Consider the following 25,028-nt stretch of genomic DNA (forward strand, 5'->3'; position numbering starts at 1 on the left):
AGGTCTTTGAAGACCCTTTGAGAACCACTTAAAAACTCTTTGAGAAAAAATAAATTGGTACAAAACCTAGTGGCAAAATATACAAAACCCGCTGGCAAGCTACATACATACACCAATGACAAGCTAAAACTACACAACAAAAAAAGTAATGGTAGCGGAGGAGGGATTTGAACCCCCGACACAAGGATTATGATTCCTCTGCTCTAACCTACTGAGCTACTCCGCCAAAATAAGCAATCATAATTGTAAAGAATTACATCTTTTGCGGATATAAGGGGTAGAATAGTAAGATGTCAAGCATCGTTTTTAAGCTTTTCTCTTGTCATTCTATTTTATCCTCGATATGTAAAAGTGTAATTTTATATGATAAAGTAGGGTAAGGCATGAAAATGGTGCCACGTGTAGCGGTTTTAGGATGCGGTCATTGGGGTGAAAATCATATACGGACACTCCATTCTCTCGGGGCTTTGGCAGCAGTCTCTGATATTGATAATGATCGTGCTGCTAGTTTTGCAACGATGTATGGTGTAGAGCTTGTTACACCAGATGATCTTTTTACGCATCGAGATATTGATGCGCTGGTATTAGCTCTGCCGCCACAATTGCATACGCAAAATGTGCTCCGTGCTGTTAAAAATGGTAAAGATGTTTTGGTGGAAAAACCAATAGCCTTGAATGTTTCTGATGCTAAACGCCAAGTTCAGGAGGCTGAGGCTTATGAGCGAGTTTTTATGGTGGGCCATATTTTACGTTTTCATCCGGCTTTTGAAAAAATGTGTGAATTGGTGAAAAACGGAGAAGTGGGAGATGTGCGATATATTTATTCTCATAGATTAGGCTTTGGAAAATTTCACACACACAGCGATGCTTTATGGGATCTTGCGCCTCATGATCTCTCAATGATTTTGGCGTTGACAGGGTGTGAACCTTCCGAAATTCGCGGTGAGGGGGCTGCTGTCGTTGATCAGATTTCTGATTTTTCTCATATTCATATGACTTTTCCAAATGGTGTGCGTAGTCATCTTTTTACTTCACGCTTGAGTTCTTATCGTGAGAGACGTTTAACTGTTGTTGGAACAAAAGCTATGCTCGTTTTTGATGATATGGAACCGTGGAGCCGTAAATTGGCAATGCACCATTTTGCCGTTTGGAAAGAAAATCAAGAGTGGGCTTTTAGCATGGATGAGCTGAATTATATTGATGTTTGTGAAGATTTGCCGCTTACTTGCGAATTACGGCACTTTCTTCATTGTATTGAAACGCGTCAATCACCTTGTACAAATGGTGATGATGCTATTGCGGTTTTACGGATTTTAACAGCTGCTGGTGTCAATTATGATAGATAAAAGAGATAGGTAGCGCTTTTGCATTCTTGTGATGATCAATGGAGTTAATATGCAATTCATCGACCTTGGGGCGCAGCGTGCGCGTATTGAAGATAAAATTAATTCTGCAATTGCACATGTGGTCGCTAGTGGTAAGTATATTTTGGGACCAGAAGTAACAGAATTTGAAGAGAAATTGGCAGAATATCTTGGCGTTAAACATGTGATTGCATGTGCTAATGGAACAGATGCTTTGAAGATGCCTCTTATGGCTAAAAATATTGGTCCAGGGGATGCTGTGTTTTGTCCTAGTTTTACATTTTCAGCAACGGCTGAAGTGGTTGCTTTAGTGGGGGCTAAGCCTGTTTTTGTTGATGTTTTACCTGATACATTCAATATTGATGTTGAAAAACTTTCTTACGCTATCGAAATGGTAAAAAAAGAGGGACGTTTAAAGCCAAAGGCTATTATTGCTGTTGATTTATTTGGGCTTTCTGCTGACTATGTGCAAATTGCTCAAGTGGCTGCAAAGGAAAATCTTTTTGTAATTGAAGATGCTGCTCAATCTATGGGTGGAAGAAGCGGTAATACTATGTGCGGTGCTTTTGGTGATGTGGCTGCTACAAGTTTTTATCCTGCAAAACCATTAGGATGTTATGGCGATGGAGGCGCTATGATGACCAATGATGATCATTTTGCAGAACTTTTACGCTCTATTTTGTTTCATGGTAAAGGTGAAACGCAATATGACAATGTACGTATTGGCATGAATTCGCGCTTAGATAGCATTCAGGCTGCAATTTTACTAGAAAAGTTTGCGATCTTTGAAGATGAAATGGAAAAGCGTGTAGAAATTGCTCAATGCTATTCCAATGGCTTAAGAGATATTGTTACAGTTCCAGAAATAGGAGAAAATATTCGTTCTGCTTATGCACAATATACGATTAAGGTAAAGGAACGTGATAAATTAAAAGATTTTTTACAAAAAAAATCTATCCCTACAATGATTTATTATAAAACTCCGTTACATCAACAGCCAGCTTATAAACACTTTCCTTATGTAAAAGATTCCCTTTCTGTTTCAGAGTCTTTAGGAGAGTGTGTTTTAAGTTTACCAATGCATCCTTACTTGACACAAACGGATCAGGATATGATTATCCAAAAAATAAGAGATTTTTATCACTCTTGAGAGCGTGTTTTATCCTTAAAATTATCGTAAGAGCTCTATTGGTGACCCATCTTAGAAGGTATTTTTGTTAGAGCGTGTGACCAATGTTTTTGGTATTATTTGCTTTCTAGGACCTATGAAATGTTGTCCTTTAGGGCGGTGATATGATTAGCAAGTGGAATCTGCTAGACAAGAAGATGCTTTTTAACAGAACGGTATGGGTTAAGAAACTTTGTCGTTTAGCTTAGCAAGAAAGTCACGTTTAATAAAAAGGATTTGGGTTATGAAAGTTACAATGAACCTTTGTTGGTTTTACTCTTCATTCAAGGTGTTTTAAAAGATAACTTATTTAACAGAGCTTTTGGAGAGACAAGTGATTTTTTTGCGAATACGTGATGCGAGGTCATTTTTGTTTTTTGATTTTTGAATCAATGTATTGATGGGTGATGTATTCCCTTCTTGTAGCGCTATTTGAGCTGCCAATGTTGCTGCAAGTTCTTTTGTTTCTTCACGGAGTTCTTCCAGCAATTGGTGGTTAGCAGTCGTGTCAAGCTCATGAGTTTGGATTTTTTGTAAACGTTGCTGATAGTGTGCGATTTTTTCACGCATCATTTTTCTTTCCTTTGAAAGTGTGTATTGTGGCGATATTTTGTTTGATTGCTATCGCTTCTTTGGTGAGAGTGTCTTGTATGGGGAGGCATAGCCGATAAAATTGTTCTGTTATTTGGCTCAGTTGTATTTTTTGTTGGGCGTATTTTTTTTGCAAAAACTCGTACTTTTGTTGGTTTTTTGCTAATTCTACAGCATGTTGTGCACGAAGAAAATCGTGATTTGCTTCTATTTCCGCGAGTGATAATGGCATTTGCGCACAAACATCTTTATACGCAAAATGAACGGCTTTACGCCAAATAAAAGGAGACAAAAGCACCAGTACCCAAGAAGTGAAAGCAACTCCAAGAATAAAAAAAAGAAACGATTGAATAAGCATAATACCCCTTTTCAAATAAGAATACGTTTAAAACGGATTCCATGTCGGTCTAGGTGTTAATTTTAAATATCCTATATTGATACCAAGGCGTGCGCCGATTCCTGTACGTATTGGGATTAACAAGGTATTATGGTATTTGAGGACATGAAAACCAACACCTGCAATTAAATAGGCCGAACCTGAAATACCACCATAGCGTTTCCATAAATTATTTATGCTATTAAGGTTGTAAACTAAGATCATTAAACGGGAGCCTTGGCCGCCAAAGTCCCATCCTACTGAGGGACCTTGCCAAAAAACTTTATGTTGACCATAGCTTTTGGTAAAAACCTTTCCTTCGCCATAGGTTAATCCAGCAAAAAAGGCACCAGAAGCTTCTTCTCCTAAAATATAGGCATTGGGATAACCGTATTGTGAAAAAATATTTTGAATTGCAACAGCCAGACCACTAGCTGTTTTTCCAAAAAAAAGATGACCAGAATCAATAATTTCTTGGAGTGAATAATGGGGTTCATTTTGCTCTATTGGTTGTAGTTGAGCATCTGCAGTGTTTATGGTGATGAATAAAAGGAGGATTAAAGATATAATATTTTTGTACCAGTATTTGAGCAGAGAGAGAGCCATGGAGTTTTCTCCTTTTATTAGTGATAAACAAAAAGATAATATTAGAATTTTCATTCTATTCAAATAAAAAATAAGATATAAGGTTATTTAAATTCTTGAATTTATTTCTGAATTTTTTTTAGCATGATTGTTAATGTTTCCTACTATGCATCAGATATTAAGAGTTTTTCTTTAAAATAAAGTTTGTTTTTTTGAATCTAGGAGTTTTCAATCATTATGAAGTTAGATATTTCTTTGAAGCCTATGGATCTTGCTGCTTTGCTTTGTAGTCGCATTTGCCATGATTTGATTTCACCTGTGGGGGCTATTCAAAATGCAATGGAGCTTTATGATGAAGGAGGAGCTGAAGAAGATGCTTTACAATTGGTGCGTTTATCCGTTGCGAGTGCTGCTGCACGTCTACAATTTGCGCGATTGGCTTTTGGTTTTGCTGGTGCAAGTGGAGGACAAATAGATACACGGGCTGCAGAGCAGGTTGCTCAACAATATATGAAAGAAGAAAAAGCAACTTTAAAATGGCAAGCTTCTTCTTTATTGTTACCAAAAGATGAAGTTAAACTTTTGCTTAATTTATTATTGATTGCAAACGCAACAGTTTCTCGTGGTGGTGAAATTGTTGTTATGATTTTGCAAGAAGAAAATAAACGTTCTTTTCGATTTGAGGTTTTCGGTAAAACTCTCCGTATACCCCCTCATTTTCTTGCGTTATTTCGTGGAGAAGTTCAAGAAGAGCTTATTGATGCACATGTCATCCAATTTTATTACACAATGTTACTTTCTCAGATGACAGAGATGAAAATAAATATTGATGAAAGTGATCATTGTATTGTTTTAGAAAGTGTAAAAAAGCTTTGAATAAGAGAGAAGCGCTTAAGCCGTGTTGGGAAAAGTGGCTTCGATTGAACTTATGAGCAATAGGGTTATATGTGTAAATTCTGTGTGGTTACTTCTTAAGCTTTAAGCGCTTTCTATATGAGATTCTTGGTGTGCGAGTTTTCTACTTTTAACAGAGAACAGATCTCGGGAAAAAATCTCGGCCCGCTACACTCCGAGATTTTACAAAGTGCATTTTCACTGCTTAAGCGGTTTTTCGTACGTTCTCTTCAACTGGATCACGTAATACATAACCACGTCCCCAAACTGTATCAATGTAATTTACACTAGAAGAGACTGCTTCCAATTTTTTCCGCAATTTACAGATAAAAACATCGATAATCTTTAGTTCTGGTTCATCCATTCCACCATAGAGATGATTGAGAAACATTTCCTTAGTAAGGGTGGTACCTTTACGTAAAGAGAGAAGCTCTAGCATTTGATACTCTTTTCCGGTTAAATGAACGGGGCGCCCTGCAACTTCGACGGTTTTTGCATCAAGGTTAACAGTGAGATCACCGGTAACAATAACCGATTGTGCATGCCCTTTAGAACGACGAACAACTGCATGGATACGTGCAATGAGTTCATCCTTATGAAAAGGCTTCGTCATATAGTCGTCAGCTCCAAAGCCAAAACCACGGACCTTGTCTTCAATGGCATTCATACCAGAAAGGATTAGGACAGGAGTTTTTATTTTTGCCAACCTTAGAGTCCGCAAGACATCATATCCTGACATGTCGGGCAAATTCAGATCAAGCAAAATGATATCATAATCATAGAGTTTTCCTAAATCGATACCTTCTTCACCCAGATCAGTGATATAAACATTAAAGTTAGCTGACTTTAACATTAACTCAATGCTTTGAGTAACTGCTCTATCATCTTCAATTAATAATACGCGCATTTTAGATCCCTCACTTCGCTCCTTCACGAATCATAAGGAGCATTTCTATTTTATAATCAGTTAGCAAAGCCACTGTTATAAAAACAATTCATGAAATCAAACACTTATAACAAAGTGTTTATGTATATTTCAGTAGTACGCGTAACAATCACTACTAAATTCCCCACTATCCATGATAGTGGTTAACAAAATATTTTTATTTTTGAAAGAGGCTACAAAATTATTTTAGAAAAATCGCATATTTTTTAACATAATAAAAAAAGAACGGCTTTTTCTATAAACTTTAACTTAAAAAAATTTGTAAAAGAGCATTATAAATTACTTTTTTACAATTTCAGTGTTTATTTACTGAGCTTTAAACCTCTTCATTTTATAATGGAGGGAAAAGTAAAGAAATAGTTATTGCTCTTTAAAGCAGATTGTATTTTCAGATGCTTTAATGAAAGGCGAAAATTATTATAATTTCAAGTCAATAGACTGTTTTTGTCGGATAGACATATAACTAAAAGATATTTATTGGGTGTGAATGCGAGTTTTGAGTTGGCGCAATCAAGGAGTAGTGAGTATGAAGCCGCGAGAAAATATGGTGCGATTGAGGATGTTTCAAGTGCGTGGAAAACGCCGTGAAATTGCACAGCTTGAGATGATGATCGCAGAATTTGAACGAATGGTGTTAGAGCTGGAAGCACAGATTACTCATGAAGAACGTAAATCTGGAAACAATGATGTTCACCATTTCGCTTATTCTGCTTTTGCGCGTGCAGCGCGGCAAAGACGTGATAATCTGATCAATTCAATTCGTGATTTACAGCTTCAAAAAACAAACGCTGAAATTGCTCTCCATGAAGCTAATACAGAGCTGCAACGTGCACAGCTTTTGGAAGCACGAGAAAAGAAGATTGCTGCGGATGATGAGGATATTTTGATTCAATCTAATTCAATGGTTGGATGATAAAAGCAATTATTGAAAAATCCATTCTTTCAGATTTATCTTTTGGGTATAGTATAAAACAGCCAAATTTTTATCAAATTTGGCTGTTTTATAAGTTTTTTTATGTTATCGAATCGTAATTAATGGCAACTTAATGCCTGTAGTTTTGAATCTTGGTCGTTCGTAATCCCGCTAAACCGTGTTCATCGATCAAACTTTGCCATGAAAGAAATTCTTCTACAGTCAAAGTATAACGTTGGCACGCTTCGTCAAGACTTAACAATCCACCTCTGACAGCCGCAACAACTTCAGCTTTGCGACGAATCACCCAGCGTCGTGTTGTTTGCGGCGGTAGGTCGGCAATTGTAAGCGGACTTCCATCTGGCCCAATAACATATTTCATTTGTGTTTTTATCAAATTGGTCATTCGTATCCTCTACCTTTAGTCAAGGACTTGATTCGTTTATAGAGCATGAAATTTAAAAAAGAGCTAAACACGCTGAAAGAAAAAATTAATAAAGTGATTGAGCACGTAAAAAGAAGTTTAAGTGAAGTGTGTAGAAGAGCTTCTTGTAATATTTTTCAGATTTTAAAAAGAGCAAAAAAGGTTTTCTCCCAAACGATTGCCATTATGCCTTATTTCTATCATTCTTTTTTTGTTTGCAGCAGCCTTTAAGAAAGTAATGCCTATGGTTGTGGAAAAGATAAAAAAACAATATAAAGACAATCAATCGTGTAAAAGTGCTGAAGAGCGTACATCAAAATGTTAACATATGGGTAGCCATTAAACAGAGCATTAAATAGAGAATGAATACATGTTTTTAAACAGTCTTGATTTACCAGGACAACCTGAGGATTCTCGCATTGTTGTTGCAATGTCGGGGGGGGTTGATTCATCGGTTGTTGCAGGTCTTTTGAAAAAGGAAGGGTATAATGTTATTGGCATTACGTTGCAGCTTTATGATCACGGGGCAGCAACGCATCGGGTGGGGGCATGTTGTGCAGGACAAGATATTGAGGATGCTCGCCGCGTTGCAGAAACATTAGGAATACCGCATTATGTTCTTGATTATGAAAAGCGTTTTCGCGAAGCTGTTATTGACCCTTTTGCAGAAAGCTATGCTCATGGAGAGACACCAGTACCATGTATTGCATGTAATCAAACGGTTAAGTTTGCTGATTTATTAGCAACAGCACGTGAATTGGGGGCAGATGCTTTGGCTACGGGACATTATATTCGTTCGCGTTCCCACGGAGCGCATCGAGCACTCTTTCGTCCTCTTGATAATGATCGTGATCAGAGTTATTTTCTCTTTGCAACGACACAAGAACAGATTGATTATTTGCGTTTTCCACTTGGTGACCTTCCAAAAGCCCGCGTTCGTGAAATGGCAGCAGAAATGGGCTTTGTGGTTGCCAATAAGCATGATAGTCAGGATATTTGTTTTGTTCCACAAGGAAAATATTCAGATGTTATCGCAAAACTGCGTCCAGAAGCAGCTAATCCTGGCGTTATTGTCCATATTGATGGAAAGATTTTAGGTAAACATTCGGGAATTGTTAATTATACGGTTGGTCAACGTCGTGGTATTGGGGTGTCAACGGGTGAAGCGCTTTATGTGGTTTATCTTGATGTGGAAAATGCACGTGTTATTGTTGGACCGCGTGAAATGTTAGAAACACATAAGCTTTTTTTACGTGATGTGAATTGGCTTGGTGATGAATCGTTAGATAAATTTCCTTCTCAAGGTATTGAGGTAGCTGTAAAGGTGCGTTCAACGCGTCCACCTCACCTTGCGCGCTTACATTATAAAGAAGGTATTTTTTCCGTTGATTTATTGGAATGTGAAAATGGTGTGGCACCAGGGCAAGCTTGCGTTCTTTATGATGGAAATGGTCATGAGGCACGTATTCTTGGGGGAGGATTTGTAACACATTCAGAACGTGCGGCCGATACTGAAATGATGTTGAAGCGCGTTTTATGTAATCTCGAAACAAAAGATTCTGTTTCCTCTGAACTAAAACAACAGCTTCATAAAACATAGTCAATTGATTTATAACGATAATTTTTAACCTTAAACTTGAATGAGAGACTTCCAGAAGGTTCTCTCATTGAGAGTTTGTTTTATGATTGGATCCATCAAAATTATGTCTTTTGCACGTCATGAGCGGGGTTAGGGTGTGGAAAGCATTGATAAGAAAAATATAAAATGCTTTTTAATCAATGCTTTCAAATGCTAGGGAACAGCAACATTATTGGGACTGATGAATAACATACAACATTGGATATGTTTTACAACTTAAAGTGTTATCATTTTTAGTGGTCAAAGTTGGTAAAATGGGCAAGTGCAATACCTGAGGCTGTGGCAACATTAAGGCTGTCAAAACCGTTAGTCATGGGAATACGTAAGGTTTTTGATTGTTGTAGTATATGGGGCGGTAAGCCATCGCCTTCTGTTCCAAAAATAAGTGCCATTCTTTTAGTTTTGTTGGCTTGCTTGAGAGTGTGTGAAGCAGAAGGGGAGAGTGCATAAAGATGAAATCTTTTATCCTTTAGAGCAGCTATAATGTCATTTATATCAGCGTTTTGCGTATAGGGTACTTTTAAAGCAGCGCCGGCAGAAACTCTTATTGATTTACGATAAAGTGGATCGCATGAGGTTTTGTCGACAATAATGCCATTACTGGCAAAGGCTGCTGCATTACGAAAAATTGATCCCATATTATCGTGATTCGAGATACCACATAAAACAAGAATCAAAGCTTTTTCTGGAAGATGTTGTAGAAAACTTTGTAAGGATGGCAGTGTTTTGCGTTTACCAATACCCAAGACACCACGATGAACATGGAAGCCGGTGATATTATCCATGACTTTTTGTGGAACACAATAAATGGGACATAGAGGCTGTGTTTTTTCTAAAAGCGGTAGAAGTCCAGAGAGACGGTTTGCTACGATGAGCAGTGAGATGGCAGAAAACTCTTTCGAGTGCAGTAATGCGGACAAGGTTACTTTGCCTTCAGCAATAAATTGATGTTGCCGTCCAACAAGATCTTTTTCACGGATATTATGATAGGCTTTTAGGCGTGGATCATCTGTTTCATTGATTGTTATGATATTCAAATGCATGCGAGATTTTTAGTGCTTTTTTCTTATGATTTCCAGATGTTAGAATTTATTTTATTTAAAAAAAAGAGATAAAAAAACATTATTTTAAAACTTATGGTAGAATTTATGTTGACAATATACAACCATAGGTATAGTATAAAAACACTGGTACGGAATCATATATTTTTCTCGTATCGGGTGCAGTGTCTTGGGTCCCCGCTATTTCCCAAGTTCTGTATGCCCTTAATTTCTAAGGGAAAAGAATCTGGGTCCCCAATGCCCAGATTCTTTTTTTGAGGGTATCACTGTTCTTCTTTTTTATATCTCAATTTTTTAGTAAATCATATTTTAAAATCCAGTTGATCTGTAAGGTTACAGTAGAGCGCTAAGATATTTTTCTAAGGTGCAAAGATGGCTTATAGATGGGTTATAATGCACATCATAAGACTGAAAAATAACGCATGATCATGATACATTTGAGCAAAAACAAGTTTTTTGTTTATGAGATGTGAAATGGCTTTAAGTTATTCAGAAAACGATTAATAATGAAGATGATGTGTTTGATTGCTCTTGGGAAAGCTCTTTGTTTATTATTTTCCTTTCTTCTTCCTTTATTGGTGCTGTTCGTGTAACTGAGCAGTTTTTACGATAATAATGGTGAGCTGGGGCGTTTATTGTATGATGAAGCTTCTGTAATATTGAGGAAATATCGTCGATATGCCAAAAGTATAATGATATGGTTGAAAATATTAATTCCCTATTTCGTGAAGAAAAGGATGAGGCTCATGGATGTAAAAATCAATATACAAAGCTTAACTTTATACTCTATTTTTATTGCGTGTATTGTTTTTGCTTTGAAATATTGGGCATATCACATCACAGGTTCGGTTGCACTTTATTCTGATGCATTGGAATCAATAGTTAATATCCTTGCGTCATCGGCAGCATGGTGGGCTGTTAAAGTGAGTATGAAGCCAGCGGATCAGGATCATCCCTTTGGGCATCATAAAGCGGAATATTTTTCCGCAATTCTTGAAGGGATACTCATTATTATTGCGGCAATTGTTATTTTAAGAGAAGCATGGATAGCTCTTTCTACCGTTCAATTATTGCAGAAGCCTGGAATATGGCTTGTTATTCATCTTATTGCAACTGTCATAAATTGTATGTGGGGAATGGTCCTTATTTGGCAGGGAAAACATCATCGCTCACCGGCTCTTAAAGCTGATGGAGTCCATTTTATAACAGATGTTTTTACTTCGCTTGCAATTTTAATTGGTCTGATTGCTGGTTTTGTAGGAGGATGGGGAGTTTTAGATCCAATTTTAGCGATAATCGTTGCCGTTAATATTCTCTTACAGGGCTGGAAGGTGATTAGAAATGCTATTCAGGGATTAATGGATGTCGGCGTTGAATTGAATGAAAGCATGCGGATTCGGGAGCTGATTTCTGCAAATGCATCTGGTGCGCTTGAGGTTCATGATTTACGGACGCGTGTTGCTGGGAGGGTTACTTTTATAGAGTTTCATTTGGTTGTGCCTGCTGTAATGCAGGTAGGAGAAGCACATAAGATTTGTGATAAAATCGAAGGTGTTCTTCAAAAAGAATTTGATAATGTGCGTATTTCTATTCATGTCGAGCCTGAAGATGAGGCAAAATTGCCTCCCGGTACAACGGTGGTACCTTTTATATAGAAAGATTTTTTTCAAATTGCCTGTCATGTTATGGAGATTGTTTTTTATGATGGGGCGATTCATACCTCTCGAAAATACAATGAATCTCTTTCGTTGATTTAATTTTTGCATCAATCAATTATAAAAGGTTAAACAGAGTATTTAAGGCAAGATTTATTCTATTTCGTTAAAATACTGTCATTTAAGGTGGGGGGAGATAAGGCATATAAAATTTGATCTATTAAGTGTTTTTAGAGTGTGGAGTAAATATTCAAAATAGGGCTTGCCGGTGTATTCTTGTGTAAGTGAATCTCATGAAATGGTTAGCTGCTTAAATTCACTTAAGAGAACGGATTGTTTACAGACTGTCGGGGGTAGATATTTTGTTTCTTAGGGCGAAGAGGAATGAAGCTTTTGTAATAAGTTTAATGAGATTTAATTATAAGTTTTATATAAAAGTTATGAATAAAATTTTAAAGTTTGTGATCATAGATCAATCATCGTTATTGTTGCTAATAAATGTGTTGTTTTATCGATAAAATGTGTTCTATTTTAAATGTTCTTTATTGCATGAAGGATAGGGGGCTCATTAAAGAATAAAAAAACAAAAAATAATGCTCATATCTCTACTCTTTAAAGGATATTATTGTCGTTGCTTTAGAAAATCGCAAAGCTGAACTAAAGAATGATGCTAAAGATAGATACTGGTTTTTAATTGATGCCTTCATATTTTCATTCCAATCTAGCATCAAAAACTTTACAATGACGCGTACAGTACTGGTGCATCCTAATCATAAATATGCTGCTATATCAGGGCTATTTTAATGTATAGACAACAAGAAAAAGCAAAGACTTTATGAGGAAAATAATGCTATAAAGTCAAAAATTTATACGCAATAAATTAGAGAGATAGATCGAATTTTTATAAAATACTTTATGAGACAACAACCAAACATATCTGGCTTTACTTTTACTTATTTTACAAACGTTCGTTTATGTCTTTTGTGTTATATTCGTAAAGATCAGATTAGCGGTAATCTATAGATAACTCTTGGTTGAGAATATGAAAGGAAAGTGTGATACTATAGTAGAGTTTTGCCTGTCTTTATCGTTTAACCAGTAAAAGTGATCACAAATCCGTGATTTCGTCACAAGTGATTTTATCATACCTATAAACGAAGTTAGATCAAAACGACTTTTTTCTCTTAAAACTGTAAACAAATATATTGTATCCGTATAGCTTGAACGAAGTTAGATGTTTACCTGAATAACTACAGTATTTATTTTAAGAATAGAGAAGATATTTCATATCACTATGATGTTATTAAAGAGCTCTTAAAACAATGATTCCTGGTGTTTTTGCAACATAATCCATAAAAGGAGAATCAACGACTTTTTCGTTTGCTTTTCGTGAAGAAGCATTTCTTAACATTGGACCTTTATCTGTCATGATAAAGAAGCCTACGTGTGTTACATCCAATCCAGCAAGTTTCGTATAAATACCAATAAAATCACCAGACTGTAAACGACCTATAACCTCCTCATTAATAAAGTTGCTTGGAATATATGTTATCGTGCGTTTCACAACTGGCAACCCAAGTAGATAGCTTTCACCATCAGCTTTTTTGTTGAGATATTTTTCTATTTTTACCGCAAGGGGACTTATTTCAGCGGTAATATCAGTGGCGAGTTTATATTCTCTATAAGCCCAGTCTGTAAAAAAATGTTTGCGATTTAAAAAATGAACATTACCGTTAATATAACGCGTTTTTATGACGTTATTTATGAATTCTGGTTGGGATGTTGATTTGCGCAATGCTTCAACATAATCCAGATAAGTGAAGCAATCTAAGCCTCTAAAATCAATAATCAGTTTTTCTGGTGTATTTTCTGAGCCATGTAACATATTTGCTTGGTAAGGTGTCCCTAAAAAAGCTTCAGAAAGAAAGCCAATTAGTGCCCCTTTTTCCTGATAATTTGTTTCTGAACGTTTTTTGAGAAGAGCATTTAATTTATTTAGAGTATAAGGATCTAAGTTTACGTTGGTTGTTTGTTGTGTTTTTATTTTATTTCCTAAAATACTCTCTTGTGAATCAGAATCCTGAACATCACATCCTGTTACCAATATTAAAATGAGAACTAATAGGGATATTTTTCGCATTCTATACACCATTTTTGCATTAACAATTCATGACTAACTGTTTCTAAAAGTGCTATTTTTAAAATGCGTATCATGATTATCATTAGATTTAACGGTAGCATATAATCATTAAGAGCATCAATGAATATAAAGATATAATCATGTTTTTTAAGGTTACACAAATTGCAAGCAATATGAATAGTTTCTAAGATTATAGAATCAAAGAATATTTCTCTATAATATACTTATTTTTTAAATAAAATGATTGTCAAATGAATATTTTTAAAAAATATGATGAGCTTTTTACGTTGTTAAGCTATTCGGGTGATGCTGCTTTAATCTTATAGCACATTCTGAGGGTAAGAAAATTTTTTAAGAGCTTATCTTTTAAAAGGTTTCAATTGCTAGAGGATATCTAACGTATCAAGTGGAATTGAGATTCCTGAAAACGTTGGTATGAGAAGGGGAAATGATGTCTGATAAAATCTATCATAATGTCTCTAAAATTATTGGAAATGCTCTGTGTTTCATGAAATTTTGTTTATGAGTTGGTCGCACAAATATTTTGTTCGTATAATGCAAAAAAATATTTTTTATGCTTTGACAAAGATATACCAATTAAAATGTAATTTTATATTTTTATCTTGACTCTTACTTAAATTTTTACTTTGTTATTATTTTATATGTGACAAGTATATGGTATAGAATACTTTTAAAAGGAAAAGGGAGTAAAAAGATAGCGGGGGAGTAATTGTATGCGTAAAATAGTGTGTATGTTATGCAAGACCAAATGCTTAACCCGAATTTTGTTCAGCGTGGGCTCGTTTTAGTGTTCATCACTTTATTGTTAGATATTCTTGGCATTGCGATTATTTGTCCTGTTTTGCCTGAATATTTTTCTCAATTAACTGGAAAAGATATCAGTACATCTTTTGTAGAAAGAGGAAAATTACTTGCAGCTTATTCAGTGATGCAGTTTTTGTTTGCTCCTGTTATTGGCAATCTTTCTGATCGTTATGGTCGTCGTCCTATTTTGCTTCTCTCTATTATCTGCTTTGCTCTTGATAACCTCATATGTGCTATAGCATGGAGTTATTCTATGTTATTTATCGGGCGTCTTTTGTCAGGGATGAGTGGTGCTAGTTTTGCAACTTGTACAGCTTATCTTGCGGATATATCCGATGATAAAACCCGTACACGCAATTTTGGTCTGTTAGGCGTTGCATCCGCATTGGGGTTTATTTTAGGATCGTTTATTGGTGGTTTTTTAGGTCAGTTTGGTCCGCGTATTCCGTTTTATTTTGCTGCTGGTTTTTCACTCATTAATTTTATTTTTTCTTGGGTTATGCTTCCAGAAACTCTTTCTCTATGGAATAGGCGCTTTTTTGATATTAAGCGGGCAAATCCCTTAGGTGCTTTTTGGCACCTGAAACAATATCCGATGGTTCTTTGGGTGTTATTGGTCTTTTTTCTTTATTGGTTTGCGGAATCTGTATGGTTAAGCATTTGGGCTTTCATTGCAAAAGAACGCTATGATTGGAGTTCTTTTTCTATTGGGCTCTCCTATAGTGTTTTTGGGATAGGCCAATTTATTGTAGTCGCTCTCATTTTGCCTTATTTTTCTAAACGATGGAGTGATTGGCATATTGTTATAGTGGGGCTTTTGTTTGCCTCCGTTGCTATGCTGGGCTATACATTTGCGACGCAGGGGTGGATGGTTTATATGGTTTGTGCGTGTACAATGCTTGAATATCTTGTTCATGCACCTATACGTGCTATTGCTTCAGCGCAGGTACCAACAAATGTACAAGGAGAACTGCAAGGAGCGATGACATCTGTTATTTCGTTAAGTTTAATATTTGGTTCTGTTTTTTATGTGTTTCTTTTTGAATGTTTTACAGATAAAAATGCACAGTTTTATTTTTCTGGTGCTCCTTTTGTTGGAGGCTTTTTTCTTCTTGTCGTTGCGACAGTTATTTTTGTCTTGCGGGTACGTTAATTTGTTGAGGAGAGCTGGTACGTACTATTTTGCTAGAGAATGCACAAGATAAACAAAATGCATCATTTTATAGGTAAAAAGTTTTTTGTGATATTGTTTGTATAGTAGAGTCCGTATTTTTTCTGTTGCTTGCAAATTAATATTCAGTGCTAATGCAGCAGCATATTGAAAACAAAGATTAAAACGTATCTGCGTTAGATGTATTAGTACTGTGCGAACAATTCCAAATTTTATATGGCAAATTGGAAGTAAAATATTGCGTATATTTGTTTGCATCACTTCTAGAATCGAAAAAAACTCATTTTGGAAGAATATAAAGTTGTAAAATTGAAAAACCGTTTCCTGTTTTGCCATCACTTTTTTATTCGGCTTTACAGCTTTCAAAACCATCTATGGTAATATCTTTTTAAAAGTAGAGATTTGTTGCATGGTCTCACACTTTAGTTTTTTATTCTTTAATAGGAATTATGCTTCTCATGCAAAATATAATGCTTAAAATTGTATTGTGAATCCAATACTTATTTGAAGGAATAGCTTTCAATGTGTTTGCGCCAATTTCATGATAGTGCCAATAAAGAATATGAGGTAAAAGTCACTGTCAATGGTATAAGATCTGCCGTACACTACTCACTTTACGTATATAAAGATGCAGCACCAATCATTCACTTTGCCAGTTTCCAATGTTCCGATAGCTCTGAGCTTTTGGTACGGTTAGGTACTTTACTCTTTTTAAAAATGGTTTTTATCGACACACTTATTTTGCTTAGGGGAAGCCAATGATTTTGATGAATACAATTCTAAGAGGAGAGTCATGAGAAAAATTCAAGCTATTCAGTGCTCTCATTTTAGTTGCAAAATGATAAATAATAACACTTATTCAATAAGTTGTAGGTATAAAAATAATATAGTTGTGTATGGGAAGATGATATAATTTAAAGGAGAGAAGCTAGAAGGTGAGATATTTTATTTTAAGATATTTTTTTATAATTCATAATGAGATCACAGAAATGCTGAAAGAGGTAGTGGCTATCTTGTGGTCCAGGAGAAGCTTCGGGGTGATATTGAACAGAAAAAACTGGTTTTCCAATGATTCGAATACCACAGTTTGAACCATCAAAGAGAGAAATATGTGTTTCTTGAACATGTTGTGGTAAAGAGGCAGAATCTACGGCGAAACCGTGATTCATCGATACAATCTCAACTTTTCCAGTGTTGAGGTCTTTAACTGGGTGGTTGGCACCATGATGTCCTTGGTGCATTTTCATGGTTTTTGCACCAACCGTAAGAGCGAGAAGTTGGTGACCAAGACATATTCCAAAAATTGGTAAATTATGATCAATTAACGTTTTGATCGTTGGAACGGCATATTGAGCCGTAGCTGCGGGGTCCCCTGGTCCATTAGAAAGAAAAACGCCATCAGGGTTCATTGCTAGAATTTCTTTTGCAGTTGTGTGGGCAGGTACAACAGTAATGCGTGCTTTTTGTGTTGCCATAAGGCGAAGAATATTGCGTTTAATACCATAGTCAATTGCAATGATATGAAGATTGTGCACATTATTTGTACCGTATCCTTTATTCCAGCTCCATGGTTTTTCATCCCATTGCATTGATGATTGAGATGTCACGTCTTTCGTAAGGTCAAGATTGACGAGACCGTGCCATTTTTGCGCACGTTTCTTTAATGAAGGAATATCAAAATTTCCATTAGAATCATGTGCAATGACAGCATTTTGCGCACCTTTTTCACGAATAAGAATTGTGAGCGCACGTGTATCAATACCACAAAGTGCAATAATTTTACGCGTTTTAAGCCATTGATGAAGATTTTCATTGGCACGATAATTTGAGGGGTGTGTAATGTCTGCCTTGAAAATAGCGCCAACAGCACCATGACAATTGAGAGGAGTGAGAGCTTCAATATCTTCACTATTTGCCCCTACATTTCCTATATGAGGAAAAGTAAAATTAACGATTTGTTGTGTGTATGACGGGTCTGTGAGGATTTCTTCATAGCCTGTGATGGCGGTGTTAAAACACACTTCAGCTTCAGCAATACCTGTAGCACCTGCTCCTTTGCCTTCAATAACGGTTCCATCAGCTAAGACTAAGAGGGCTGTAGGTTTTTTGATACTCCAAGGGCTGCTGGGTGAAGTCGTTTGTATCATAGTATGTATCCACAATTTATTCTCTGAAAGGTATAATGATCAACTTTACACAAAAATCATACCTTTAACAGATGCTGTGTATATTATTCTGGTAATGTTTCGCTTGAAATAGGCAGTATAAGTACATTCCATGAAGAGGTAAAGTCTTGTTTTAGTTTTTCGAAGATCGAGTCCTTAATTATTTTTTTATCCTCCATTGCAAGATGGATAAAGATTGGTTAAAAGGCACTTTTTTCTTGAACAAAATTGGATAAATTTATGTTGCGTAACCAGATTGATGGGGCACTTAGGGCTGCTTTGAAAGCGCAAGATAGTGCGCGTCTTGCTACACTTCGTTTAATGAATGCTGCAGTTAGGGATCGTGATATTCTTTATTATGATCAAGGGAAGTTAGAAGTGGATGATCAGCAGATACAGTCTGTTTTCACTAAAATGCTTCAACAGCGTGAAGAATTGATGCGAGTCTATAAAGAGTCTGGTTGCTTGGAATTGGCAGAGAGAGGACAAGCAGAAATAGAAGTTATTCGTGAGTTTCTTCCCTATCAACTTAAGGAGATGGAAGTAGAACAGGTTCTTTGTGAAGCTTTGGCACAAACAAAAGCTGAAAAATTACGCGATATCGGCAAGGTGATGGCATGGCTTAAGGAACGGTATGCGGGGCAAATGAATTTTTCTAAAGTGTGCAATAGTCTTCGTAAGAAATTGCAATAGATCTTATTAATTCAAGGGGATTGGAAAATATTTTTTATTGTGCGTCGCTTTTGTAAGTCAGTAGGATGTTGATAAATGTCATTTATCTTGTACATACATAATTATTATCAAAAAAATATTTTTTGAAATAAACGAACCTTTTTTGGAGCTCATAGAGCAATAAAAACATCTTTTATGTATTAAATTTTTCTGTTCTTCAAAGCTGTTAGATCATTAACAAAACAAAAAAATTATAGAGTTTCTACTTTTTAAAAAAGATCTATTGTCTGCACTGTTAAAAATTTTAAAATAGGATGATTAGCTAATTGATACAGATTTCCAATTTTGGGGAGTGTATTGTTGTCTTTTTTGCTGTTTCAAAGCATTTTTTTGATAAAGAGTTGCCGTATTTTTAGAGTGGTGATTATTCGGCAAGAAATTTAAATGTAGATGATATTTATCAATATGGTGTGTATCTTCTTAATTCAAGCGCTGGTTTTAATGATAAGAAAATCAGAACTTTAAAACGTTTTTTCTATAGAAGACATTTTTAAGCTGAGTTGATGAAATGAAAAGATATTTTTAAAATAAGTCTTTGTTTGTAATGTGTTTTGAGCTGATTTTGAAATTCTTTTCTTTGATTAAATCCCTTATAAGCTATATAAAATCTATAAATTATGCAGAATAAAATGAGTAATCTCTATTTGTGGGGATACAGTGGTGAATCTGTTAAAAATAGTTCAGTTAGCAACAATGGTTTACCCGTTAACCGTAAACGGGAACGGCGTGCCCATAGCACACCTTGTTGACCAATATGAATGTAATCGCGGGTTAATTTGTCATGGTTAAATAAATAATGTCCTAGAGGTACAGTTCCCAAATGCATCAAGGCTTGATTGTGTAGGAGGGTTTCTTGTGGAATTACAGTGCGTCCAAAAAGCCAAGGTTTATTATCTCCCATCAATATGATTTCGCGTAGCCAATAACGCGCACTTTCGGGGAGATGCTCTGCTTCGTCTGTTAATTGATCTCGCGTAATAAAACATTCGCGTTGTGGTTGAACTTGGAGGCAGGTACAATATTTCTTTAATCGAAGCGTCATTGAACCCGATTCCATGAGCCAATCGCGAATATTTTCTGGTATTGGAGGATTTTGATCAGAGAGCCACTTTAGAGGTGGTAAGATGGAATCTTCAAGATCAGACATCATTTTACTCCACATTTAAAGTCTTATTCCATATGTTATGTTGGGCGAACTAAAATAAATAGCTCTATTGTAATACAAGGAGTATAAAAGCAGCAAGATTTTAACAGGAAGATATCAAAGGTCTTTAAAAGAAGATATGCGGAAAATACGTATTATAGGATCATTTTCATTAAAAAAGCAAAATAAGTATTATGTTTTATCCAAGATGCTTTCACACAATGCATTACGGAAATTTCTTTATCGCATGAGAGCAATGGGAAAAATGTTTTGTGCTTTAAAATTCGTTTGTAACGCATATAAAAAATCATCTATGTAAGATGATATAAAGAGGAAACTGTAAGAGAAATAAAACTTTATTTTATACTTTGGAAAGTGAAGAGATATTCAAACCTTTTGAATTGAGATGTAAAGAAGATCGTATTCTTTATAATAAATAATTTTATAGTAATACATATATTTTTGAAAACTTTAAAATATATTATATTATTTAAATTGTAATAAATTACTTCATATTACAGAATGTGTATTCATTTTATAATAAAGTTATATTCATATGTATTTATAGTATATCTACTTTAGATATTCTTTTATTTCACAGATTAGAAAAAAATTCTTTATCATTTTTTGCTTACCTTCTCTCTTTACTTCTTAAGAATGCAAAAGAGCTCCTCGATTTTTTCGGTAAAAAGGGTATTGTTGATGAAGTGTATAGGCGTTAAGTGCTATGCGGTAGAGTCTTTAATCATCGTTAGTGATTTTTGTAACCTTATGGATTGTTATTACAGTAAGATGAGCTAGATTTGCGCGCACTGTACAAAAATAGGTTCGTATTGCGTTAAAATAACGCAACATATCTCTCCTGATATGCGTAAGTTTATATAGGTATGAAATGGGTGCGTTATAAAGGTCTTTACTGCATTTCGTTTTAAAATATGGTGATGGTGTATGCCCAAAATCGCAGCTTAAGCACCTCACCATCATATCAAAACTGGTAACAACGAGTTACTGGGAAATATTTCAAATTTTTCTAGTTGTTTCCCAGTTTTTTATTGAATCCCAAAAGGTATAAAAAATAAATGCTCTAGGATCGAATTTTTTGTACTATCCATATAAGAATACAGGCTCCTATAAAACCTGAAATAAGATAGCCAAGCCAACCAGCAAAATTTACACCTAAAAGACTAAAAAGAAAGCTTGCTAGCGCAGCGCCAATAATCCCTAAGATAATATTTAATAATATTCCTGTTTGGCTTTTCATAATATACTGTGCAGCCCAACCTGCAATCCCGCCGATAATAATAGCAGCAATCCAACCGATGTTTGCATTTTCCATGATACTCTCCTTTGCCTGAATTTAAATTGTAACTAGAGTAAACTTTTTAAAAATCAAGATTTATCCCCTTTTTATCCAGTGAAAAGGATATTTCTGTTAGAAATTTTACTTATTATTTTCCTTTATATTAAAATAATATTTACATATGATATCATAATAATACTTAATAAGTATAAACATATAACACATTTTAATTTATTTATAAATTAATTAATTGAGAAATATGAATAAAAGAAGAAAATATTAGTGAAAATGTTTTAAAAAGTCATAAAGTTTATTTATAAGCTTTTTTAATCTCTCTCTTAAGTTTAAAAAAACAATTGTGATTTGTGATTAAAGCAATAAGTAAAATAGATATTTAAAAGTTTGGAGCTTGCCAATTGATATCAATGATGTTTGAAATGAAATTAAAACTGTTTTGTTGACACGTTATAGAATGGCTGTATAGGTTGAGTCTCTACCAATCTTGATATAAATGTTGCATTTTTGTGGGGTTTTGCATTCCTTATAGAGTATTTCTGTTTTTGCTGCTACTGTGGGGCAATTCCTTTTTACAAGGAGAGTTTAGGTTGGAACCATTATACTCTTGACTTTCTCTTTATGTGTTTAACAGTCTTGGCTTTGAGATGATTAGGCATTTTTACGTCTTTCTTCAAGAGTTCTATTCTACATGCTGCTTTGTTTATAATGTGTAAGCAAATGACTTTGAGTAATTCATCATGAATAGATTTTAAATGAAAGAAATTTACGATGCAGAAAGCTCATTTAAATTGTCAAATAATAAAATATTTTGATTAAATCAGTATCTTGACCATATTCAAAATCGAGTAATCGATGTGATGTATTTCTTATTCAAGTTATTTAAAAGTTTAAGGTTTTTCTGTTTGTTCTTCAGCAGGGTTGCGTAGGCGAGAACTTTGAAGAAGTCCCTGTTCTTCTAAAATGGGGTAGATCATTGAGGTCAAAAGAGAGTTGATTTGTTTGAGGTCGCGGACAGTGTCGAGATGAAGACTGGATGATTCTACATTTTTGAGATCCCCTTCACGCAAACGTTTAAAATGTTTTAAACTCATCTCCTTTTCTAAGTTTCGTAGTTGATCTTTTTTTTGTACCAATAGGTGTGCAGTGTGTGTATCACGTGAGACAAGAACGTTAAATGCTATATGCGCGTTGGCTAGTACAATGGCGTGGAAACGAAGGAGATCATTCCAGCCCTCGCTGCTGAACTGTAAACCTTTTTGTTGTTTCTTTTTAACCAGCATCAGCATATTATGAATAATGATATCGCCTGCTTGGTCTAATTTTATACAGGCGCCTAGAAGTTCTTGCGTTTGAAGAGCTTCTTCGTCAGATAATTTTTGTCCCGCTAATCGTGCAAGATAAAGTTTGATGGCGATATGTTTTTTGTCCAATATGGTGTTGAGTTGGTTGAGTTCACGAATAATATTGGGATCAGGATTTTCATAAAGTCCCATGATTTTTTCTAGCATGATGTCTACAAGATCACAAATATGAATGACTTCACGCATGACATTCGAGAGAGCGAGAGAGGGGCGTTCAAGCACACTGTCATCAAGAGCTGTTTGATCCGATAAATTGAGCGTTTTGTCGGCTTGCGTTTTTTTTGCACTTATATGAACAATTTGAGTGGTTAATTTTAAAACCCATTTTGAAAGCGGTATTCCAGCAAGGAGAATGAAAACATTAAAAATAATGTGGGCGTTGATCACTTGAGTAGGGGCGTTATTGCCAAGCCATGTGATGGGAGGGCGGAAGGAGAGAAATAAGATAAGTACAAGGATTGAACCGGCCCCACGCATGAGTAAATTTCCTAAGGGAACGAGGCGGGTATTAGGAGAGGCGTTGCGCGTTAAAAGTGGTGCTATAAGAGAAGAGCCAAAGTTGACACCAAGAACCATGACAACACAGAGTTGCGTATGGATAAGATCGTAGTTGGCAAAATTGACCAGCAAAATGATTCCTGCAATAGATGAATGTAAGAGGTAGGTTAAGCCAGCAGCCAACAAAAAAGTGGAAACAGGATCGGTTGAAAGATAACGAATGATGCTAGGCAAAATTTCGCTTTCACGTAAAGGTTCTGTCGCTGTACTTATCATCTCTAAAGATAAAATTAACAGACCAATACCGATGACAATACGTCCTATTTGACGCCACTCACGTTTTTCTGTTGTCATGAAGATACAAGTGCCAATTAAAAGACAAAGGGGCACAACAAGTGTGAGATCATAGGTGAGAATTTTAACAACGATTGCTGATCCTAATTCTCCTCCGCGTACAGCCATAAGTCCCGCTACTCCAGAGACAAAACCAGATTCAACGAAAGAACCAACAAGGAGCGTTATTGCTGTAGAGCTTTGTAAAATCATTGCTGTAAAAAGCCCAAAACTTACCGCAAACAATGGTTTTGAAATGACGTGGCACATTTTATATTTAAGTCTGTCACCATAGGCGCGTTCAATTCCTGTGCGCACCATGCGTGTGGCCCAGAGAAGTAAAGAAATAGCGCCGGCAAGATGAAGGAGTACCAATGAACCATTCATGATACTTTATTCTTTCTCTGTTGTTATGAGTATGTTTGCCTCAAAATTGATAAATTAAAGTTTATCGTTTTTATTTCGTTTTTGCTTTTAATACTTGATTAAAATCATAACCGCTTGGATTTTGAAAAACCTTTAGACCAAAACAGGGAAGAATGGAATAAAGGTGATCAAAAATATCACCTTGAATTTGTTCGTAGTCTATCCAAACGGTGGTGTTCGTAAAGCAATAAATTTCCAATGGTAAACCATTTTCTGTAGGAGGTAATTGCCGTGCCATAAAGGTCATATTAGGGTTGATGTTTATGTGTTGTTGTAGATAAGCAAAAACATAAGCACGAAAAGTTCCAATGTTGGTTAAACGGCGCGTATTGGCTAAGACATCATGATTTTTATCTAATTGAGCGTTCCATTGGTCAATTTCTGCTAATTTTTGCGTGAAATATTTTTCTAATAAATTAAATCGGGAAAGATATTTTTGTTCTTCTTCTGTGAGAAAATGGATACTTGATTGATCAATAAAAAGGGAGCGTTTGATGCGTCGTCCACCCGATTCTTGCATTCCACGCCAATTTTTAAAAGGGTCGGTCACAAGTTTACGGATAGGAACTGAGGTGATGGTATTGTCGAAATTTTGAACTTTAACAGTATGCAGGGCAATTTCAATAACATCACCATCGGCACCGAGATTAGGGATTTCAATCCAATCACCAACGCGAACCATATCAGTGGATGAAATTTGAATACCGGCAACGAGAGAAAGAAGCGTATCTTGAAAAATTAACATGAGAACCGCGGCCATTGCACCAAGACCGGAGAAAAGAATAAGAGGGGAGCGGTCAATCAATGTAGCGACCATTAAAACTGTCGCAACAGCAAAAAGTGCAATTTTAGCAATTTGAATATAACCTTTTATTGGTTTTAACCGTGCTGTTGGTCGTTGTTCGTAGAGGATGTTAATGACATTCAGACAGGCAGAAATTGTCAGAACAACAAAAAAGATAATGAAGGCGTTAGCAACATTACCGATGATAGTACTGAATGCATTGGGCAATGTTGGTATAAAATTAACACCAACCGAAATAATAAAGGCTGAAATGATATCCGCTATGTATTGAATAGCATTATTAATATCGATCGTTGTATTTTTGGGGAGAAAAGAAGAGAGTTTTTTGGCTCCGTGAATAAGTAATTTTCGTCCTAGAAAGTTGACTAAAAGGGCAAATATAGTAAGAATAATAAGCCAAGAAATAGCCTCTAACCACGGATATTGAACAATAAATTCGATCACTTTTCCACTCTCCATTTCTAAAGTTATATGCAGTTAAGAGTTTAAAATTT

General features: G+C 35.5%; 20 protein-coding genes, 1 tRNA gene and 1 pseudogene. 10 read left to right on the top strand and 12 right to left on the bottom strand.

The window, feature by feature from the left end:
• Positions 1 to 149: 149 nt before the first annotated feature.
• Positions 150 to 226, bottom strand: a tRNA-Met gene (locus ACFIKY_RS03995).
• Between the two features lie 163 nt (positions 227 to 389).
• On the opposite strand from ACFIKY_RS03995, the gene ACFIKY_RS04000 reads away from it, so the two are divergent.
• A complete protein-coding gene (locus ACFIKY_RS04000) occupies positions 390 to 1,346 on the top strand; it encodes a Gfo/Idh/MocA family protein (protein ID WP_375636230.1) in 957 nt (318 codons plus the stop codon).
• A gap of 49 nt (positions 1,347 to 1,395) precedes the next feature.
• Positions 1,396 to 2,514: a DegT/DnrJ/EryC1/StrS family aminotransferase gene (locus ACFIKY_RS04005; RefSeq protein ID WP_375636130.1), complete on the top strand. Its 1,119-nt coding sequence runs from the start codon at positions 1,396 to 1,398 to the stop codon at positions 2,512 to 2,514.
• Positions 2,515 to 2,838: 324 nt separating this feature from the next.
• Here the strand turns inward: ACFIKY_RS04005 and ACFIKY_RS04010 are convergent.
• Positions 2,839 to 3,481 (bottom strand): annotated as a pseudogene (locus ACFIKY_RS04010) (hypothetical protein).
• A 27-nt stretch (positions 3,482 to 3,508) separates the two neighbouring features.
• Positions 3,509 to 4,105 carry a DUF1134 domain-containing protein gene (locus ACFIKY_RS04015; RefSeq protein ID WP_375636131.1) on the bottom strand — a complete coding sequence of 199 codons (597 nt, stop codon included), beginning with the start codon at positions 4,103 to 4,105 and terminating at the stop codon, positions 3,509 to 3,511.
• Positions 4,106 to 4,321: 216 nt separating this feature from the next.
• Here ACFIKY_RS04015 and chpT point away from each other — a divergent pair, with 216 nt between their 5' ends.
• On the top strand, positions 4,322 to 4,960 hold the full coding sequence (gene chpT, locus ACFIKY_RS04020) for a histidine phosphotransferase ChpT (RefSeq protein ID WP_375636132.1): 639 nt from the start codon (positions 4,322 to 4,324) through the stop codon (positions 4,958 to 4,960).
• Positions 4,961 to 5,183: 223 nt separating this feature from the next.
• Here chpT and ctrA read toward each other — a convergent pair whose 3' ends face one another.
• Entirely contained in the window at positions 5,184 to 5,885 is a 702-nt protein-coding gene (gene ctrA / locus ACFIKY_RS04025; protein ID WP_015856677.1) for a response regulator transcription factor CtrA, read from the bottom strand.
• A 565-nt stretch (positions 5,886 to 6,450) separates the two neighbouring features.
• On the opposite strand from ctrA, the gene ACFIKY_RS04030 reads away from it, so the two are divergent.
• Positions 6,451 to 6,837 (top strand): hypothetical protein, encoded by a 387-nt coding sequence (locus ACFIKY_RS04030; RefSeq protein WP_015856676.1) that lies wholly within the window; start codon positions 6,451 to 6,453, stop codon positions 6,835 to 6,837.
• A 130-nt stretch (positions 6,838 to 6,967) separates the two neighbouring features.
• Here ACFIKY_RS04030 and ACFIKY_RS04035 read toward each other — a convergent pair whose 3' ends face one another.
• Positions 6,968 to 7,243, bottom strand: a complete 276-nt coding sequence (locus ACFIKY_RS04035) for a DUF1153 domain-containing protein (RefSeq protein WP_015856675.1) — start codon at positions 7,241 to 7,243, stop codon at positions 6,968 to 6,970.
• Positions 7,244 to 7,288: 45 nt separating this feature from the next.
• On the opposite strand from ACFIKY_RS04035, the gene ACFIKY_RS04040 reads away from it, so the two are divergent.
• Positions 7,289 to 7,492: a hypothetical protein gene (locus ACFIKY_RS04040; protein WP_375644802.1), complete on the top strand. Its 204-nt coding sequence runs from the start codon at positions 7,289 to 7,291 to the stop codon at positions 7,490 to 7,492.
• A gap of 139 nt (positions 7,493 to 7,631) precedes the next feature.
• Positions 7,632 to 8,861, top strand: a complete 1,230-nt coding sequence (gene mnmA, locus ACFIKY_RS04045) for a tRNA 2-thiouridine(34) synthase MnmA (RefSeq protein WP_015856674.1) — start codon at positions 7,632 to 7,634, stop codon at positions 8,859 to 8,861.
• Between the two features lie 272 nt (positions 8,862 to 9,133).
• On the opposite strand, the gene ACFIKY_RS04050 is transcribed toward mnmA, so the two are convergent.
• Positions 9,134 to 9,943, bottom strand: coding sequence for a TrmH family RNA methyltransferase (locus ACFIKY_RS04050; RefSeq protein ID WP_375653014.1), 810 nt, complete (start codon positions 9,941 to 9,943; stop codon positions 9,134 to 9,136).
• A gap of 764 nt (positions 9,944 to 10,707) precedes the next feature.
• Between ACFIKY_RS04050 and ACFIKY_RS04055 the strand changes: the two genes are divergently transcribed.
• Positions 10,708 to 11,616, top strand: a complete 909-nt coding sequence (locus ACFIKY_RS04055) for a cation diffusion facilitator family transporter (protein WP_375661436.1) — start codon at positions 10,708 to 10,710, stop codon at positions 11,614 to 11,616.
• A 1,303-nt stretch (positions 11,617 to 12,919) separates the two neighbouring features.
• On the opposite strand, the gene ACFIKY_RS04060 is transcribed toward ACFIKY_RS04055, so the two are convergent.
• On the bottom strand, positions 12,920 to 13,756 hold the full coding sequence (locus ACFIKY_RS04060) for a DUF1460 domain-containing protein (protein ID WP_375644799.1): 837 nt from the start codon (positions 13,754 to 13,756) through the stop codon (positions 12,920 to 12,922).
• A gap of 757 nt (positions 13,757 to 14,513) precedes the next feature.
• Here ACFIKY_RS04060 and ACFIKY_RS04065 point away from each other — a divergent pair.
• Together ACFIKY_RS04065 and ACFIKY_RS04070 are read left to right on the top strand one after the other, a co-directional pair.
• The gene (locus ACFIKY_RS04065; protein ID WP_375636138.1) at positions 14,514 to 15,734 is read left to right on the top strand and encodes an MFS transporter; all 1,221 of its coding nucleotides are present in this window, start codon (positions 14,514 to 14,516) and stop codon (positions 15,732 to 15,734) included.
• Between the two features lie 540 nt (positions 15,735 to 16,274).
• Positions 16,275 to 16,514: a hypothetical protein gene (locus tag ACFIKY_RS04070; protein WP_375661437.1), complete on the top strand. Its 240-nt coding sequence runs from the start codon at positions 16,275 to 16,277 to the stop codon at positions 16,512 to 16,514.
• A gap of 188 nt (positions 16,515 to 16,702) precedes the next feature.
• Here the strand turns inward: ACFIKY_RS04070 and carA are convergent, their stop codons facing one another.
• Entirely contained in the window at positions 16,703 to 17,899 is a 1,197-nt protein-coding gene (carA, locus tag ACFIKY_RS04075; protein ID WP_375636139.1) for a glutamine-hydrolyzing carbamoyl-phosphate synthase small subunit, read from the bottom strand.
• 258 nt (positions 17,900 to 18,157) lie between these two features.
• Here carA and ACFIKY_RS04080 point away from each other — a divergent pair, with 258 nt between their 5' ends.
• Complete coding sequence (locus ACFIKY_RS04080; protein WP_015856668.1) at positions 18,158 to 18,610, top strand: GatB/YqeY domain-containing protein; 453 nt, start codon at positions 18,158 to 18,160, stop codon at positions 18,608 to 18,610.
• A gap of 679 nt (positions 18,611 to 19,289) precedes the next feature.
• On the opposite strand, the gene ubiC is transcribed toward ACFIKY_RS04080, so the two are convergent.
• From ubiC to ACFIKY_RS04100, 4 genes are all read right to left on the bottom strand, one after another.
• Positions 19,290 to 19,799: a chorismate lyase gene (gene ubiC, locus ACFIKY_RS04085; protein WP_375636140.1), complete on the bottom strand. Its 510-nt coding sequence runs from the start codon at positions 19,797 to 19,799 to the stop codon at positions 19,290 to 19,292.
• Between the two features lie 1,078 nt (positions 19,800 to 20,877).
• Positions 20,878 to 21,129, bottom strand: a complete 252-nt coding sequence (locus ACFIKY_RS04090; RefSeq protein ID WP_375636141.1) for a GlsB/YeaQ/YmgE family stress response membrane protein — start codon at positions 21,127 to 21,129, stop codon at positions 20,878 to 20,880.
• A gap of 869 nt (positions 21,130 to 21,998) precedes the next feature.
• Positions 21,999 to 23,690, bottom strand: coding sequence for a Na/Pi cotransporter family protein (locus tag ACFIKY_RS04095; protein ID WP_375636142.1), 1,692 nt, complete (start codon positions 23,688 to 23,690; stop codon positions 21,999 to 22,001).
• A gap of 70 nt (positions 23,691 to 23,760) precedes the next feature.
• Positions 23,761 to 24,978 carry a mechanosensitive ion channel family protein gene (locus ACFIKY_RS04100; protein WP_375661438.1) on the bottom strand — a complete coding sequence of 406 codons (1,218 nt, stop codon included), beginning with the start codon at positions 24,976 to 24,978 and terminating at the stop codon, positions 23,761 to 23,763.
• Positions 24,979 to 25,028: the final 50 nt, after the last annotated feature.

The organism is Bartonella sp. CR127HXZ (assembly GCF_042194555.1).
In the GTDB taxonomy this organism is placed as follows: domain Bacteria; phylum Pseudomonadota; class Alphaproteobacteria; order Rhizobiales; family Rhizobiaceae; genus Bartonella; species Bartonella grahamii.

Bases quoted from the DNA above. Each gene is read 5' to 3' on its own strand.
- ACFIKY_RS04005 (WP_375636130.1), top strand. From the start codon at position 1,396: ATGCAATTCATCGACCTTGGGGCGCAGCGTGCGCGTATTGAAGATAAA.
- carA (WP_375636139.1), bottom strand. From the start codon at position 17,899: ATGATACAAACGACTTCACCCAGCAGCCCTTGGAGTATCAAAAAACCT.
- ctrA (WP_015856677.1), bottom strand. From the start codon at position 5,885: ATGCGCGTATTATTAATTGAAGATGATAGAGCAGTTACTCAAAGCATT.
- ACFIKY_RS04040 (WP_375644802.1), top strand. From the start codon at position 7,289: ATGAAATTTAAAAAAGAGCTAAACACGCTGAAAGAAAAAATTAATAAA.
- ACFIKY_RS04065 (WP_375636138.1), top strand. From the start codon at position 14,514: ATGCAAGACCAAATGCTTAACCCGAATTTTGTTCAGCGTGGGCTCGTT.
- ACFIKY_RS04030 (WP_015856676.1), top strand. From the start codon at position 6,451: ATGAAGCCGCGAGAAAATATGGTGCGATTGAGGATGTTTCAAGTGCGT.
- ACFIKY_RS04000 (WP_375636230.1), top strand. From the start codon at position 390: ATGGTGCCACGTGTAGCGGTTTTAGGATGCGGTCATTGGGGTGAAAAT.
- ubiC (WP_375636140.1), bottom strand. From the start codon at position 19,799: ATGATGTCTGATCTTGAAGATTCCATCTTACCACCTCTAAAGTGGCTC.
- ACFIKY_RS04090 (WP_375636141.1), bottom strand. From the start codon at position 21,129: ATGGAAAATGCAAACATCGGTTGGATTGCTGCTATTATTATCGGCGGG.
- ACFIKY_RS04095 (WP_375636142.1), bottom strand. From the start codon at position 23,690: ATGAATGGTTCATTGGTACTCCTTCATCTTGCCGGCGCTATTTCTTTA.
- ACFIKY_RS04050 (WP_375653014.1), bottom strand. From the start codon at position 9,943: ATGCATTTGAATATCATAACAATCAATGAAACAGATGATCCACGCCTA.
- chpT (WP_375636132.1), top strand. From the start codon at position 4,322: ATGAAGTTAGATATTTCTTTGAAGCCTATGGATCTTGCTGCTTTGCTT.
- mnmA (WP_015856674.1), top strand. From the start codon at position 7,632: ATGTTTTTAAACAGTCTTGATTTACCAGGACAACCTGAGGATTCTCGC.
- ACFIKY_RS04060 (WP_375644799.1), bottom strand. From the start codon at position 13,756: ATGCGAAAAATATCCCTATTAGTTCTCATTTTAATATTGGTAACAGGA.
- ACFIKY_RS04070 (WP_375661437.1), top strand. From the start codon at position 16,275: ATGTGTTTGCGCCAATTTCATGATAGTGCCAATAAAGAATATGAGGTA.
- ACFIKY_RS04080 (WP_015856668.1), top strand. From the start codon at position 18,158: ATGTTGCGTAACCAGATTGATGGGGCACTTAGGGCTGCTTTGAAAGCG.
- ACFIKY_RS04015 (WP_375636131.1), bottom strand. From the start codon at position 4,105: ATGGCTCTCTCTCTGCTCAAATACTGGTACAAAAATATTATATCTTTA.
- ACFIKY_RS04055 (WP_375661436.1), top strand. From the start codon at position 10,708: ATGGATGTAAAAATCAATATACAAAGCTTAACTTTATACTCTATTTTT.
- ACFIKY_RS04035 (WP_015856675.1), bottom strand. From the start codon at position 7,243: ATGACCAATTTGATAAAAACACAAATGAAATATGTTATTGGGCCAGAT.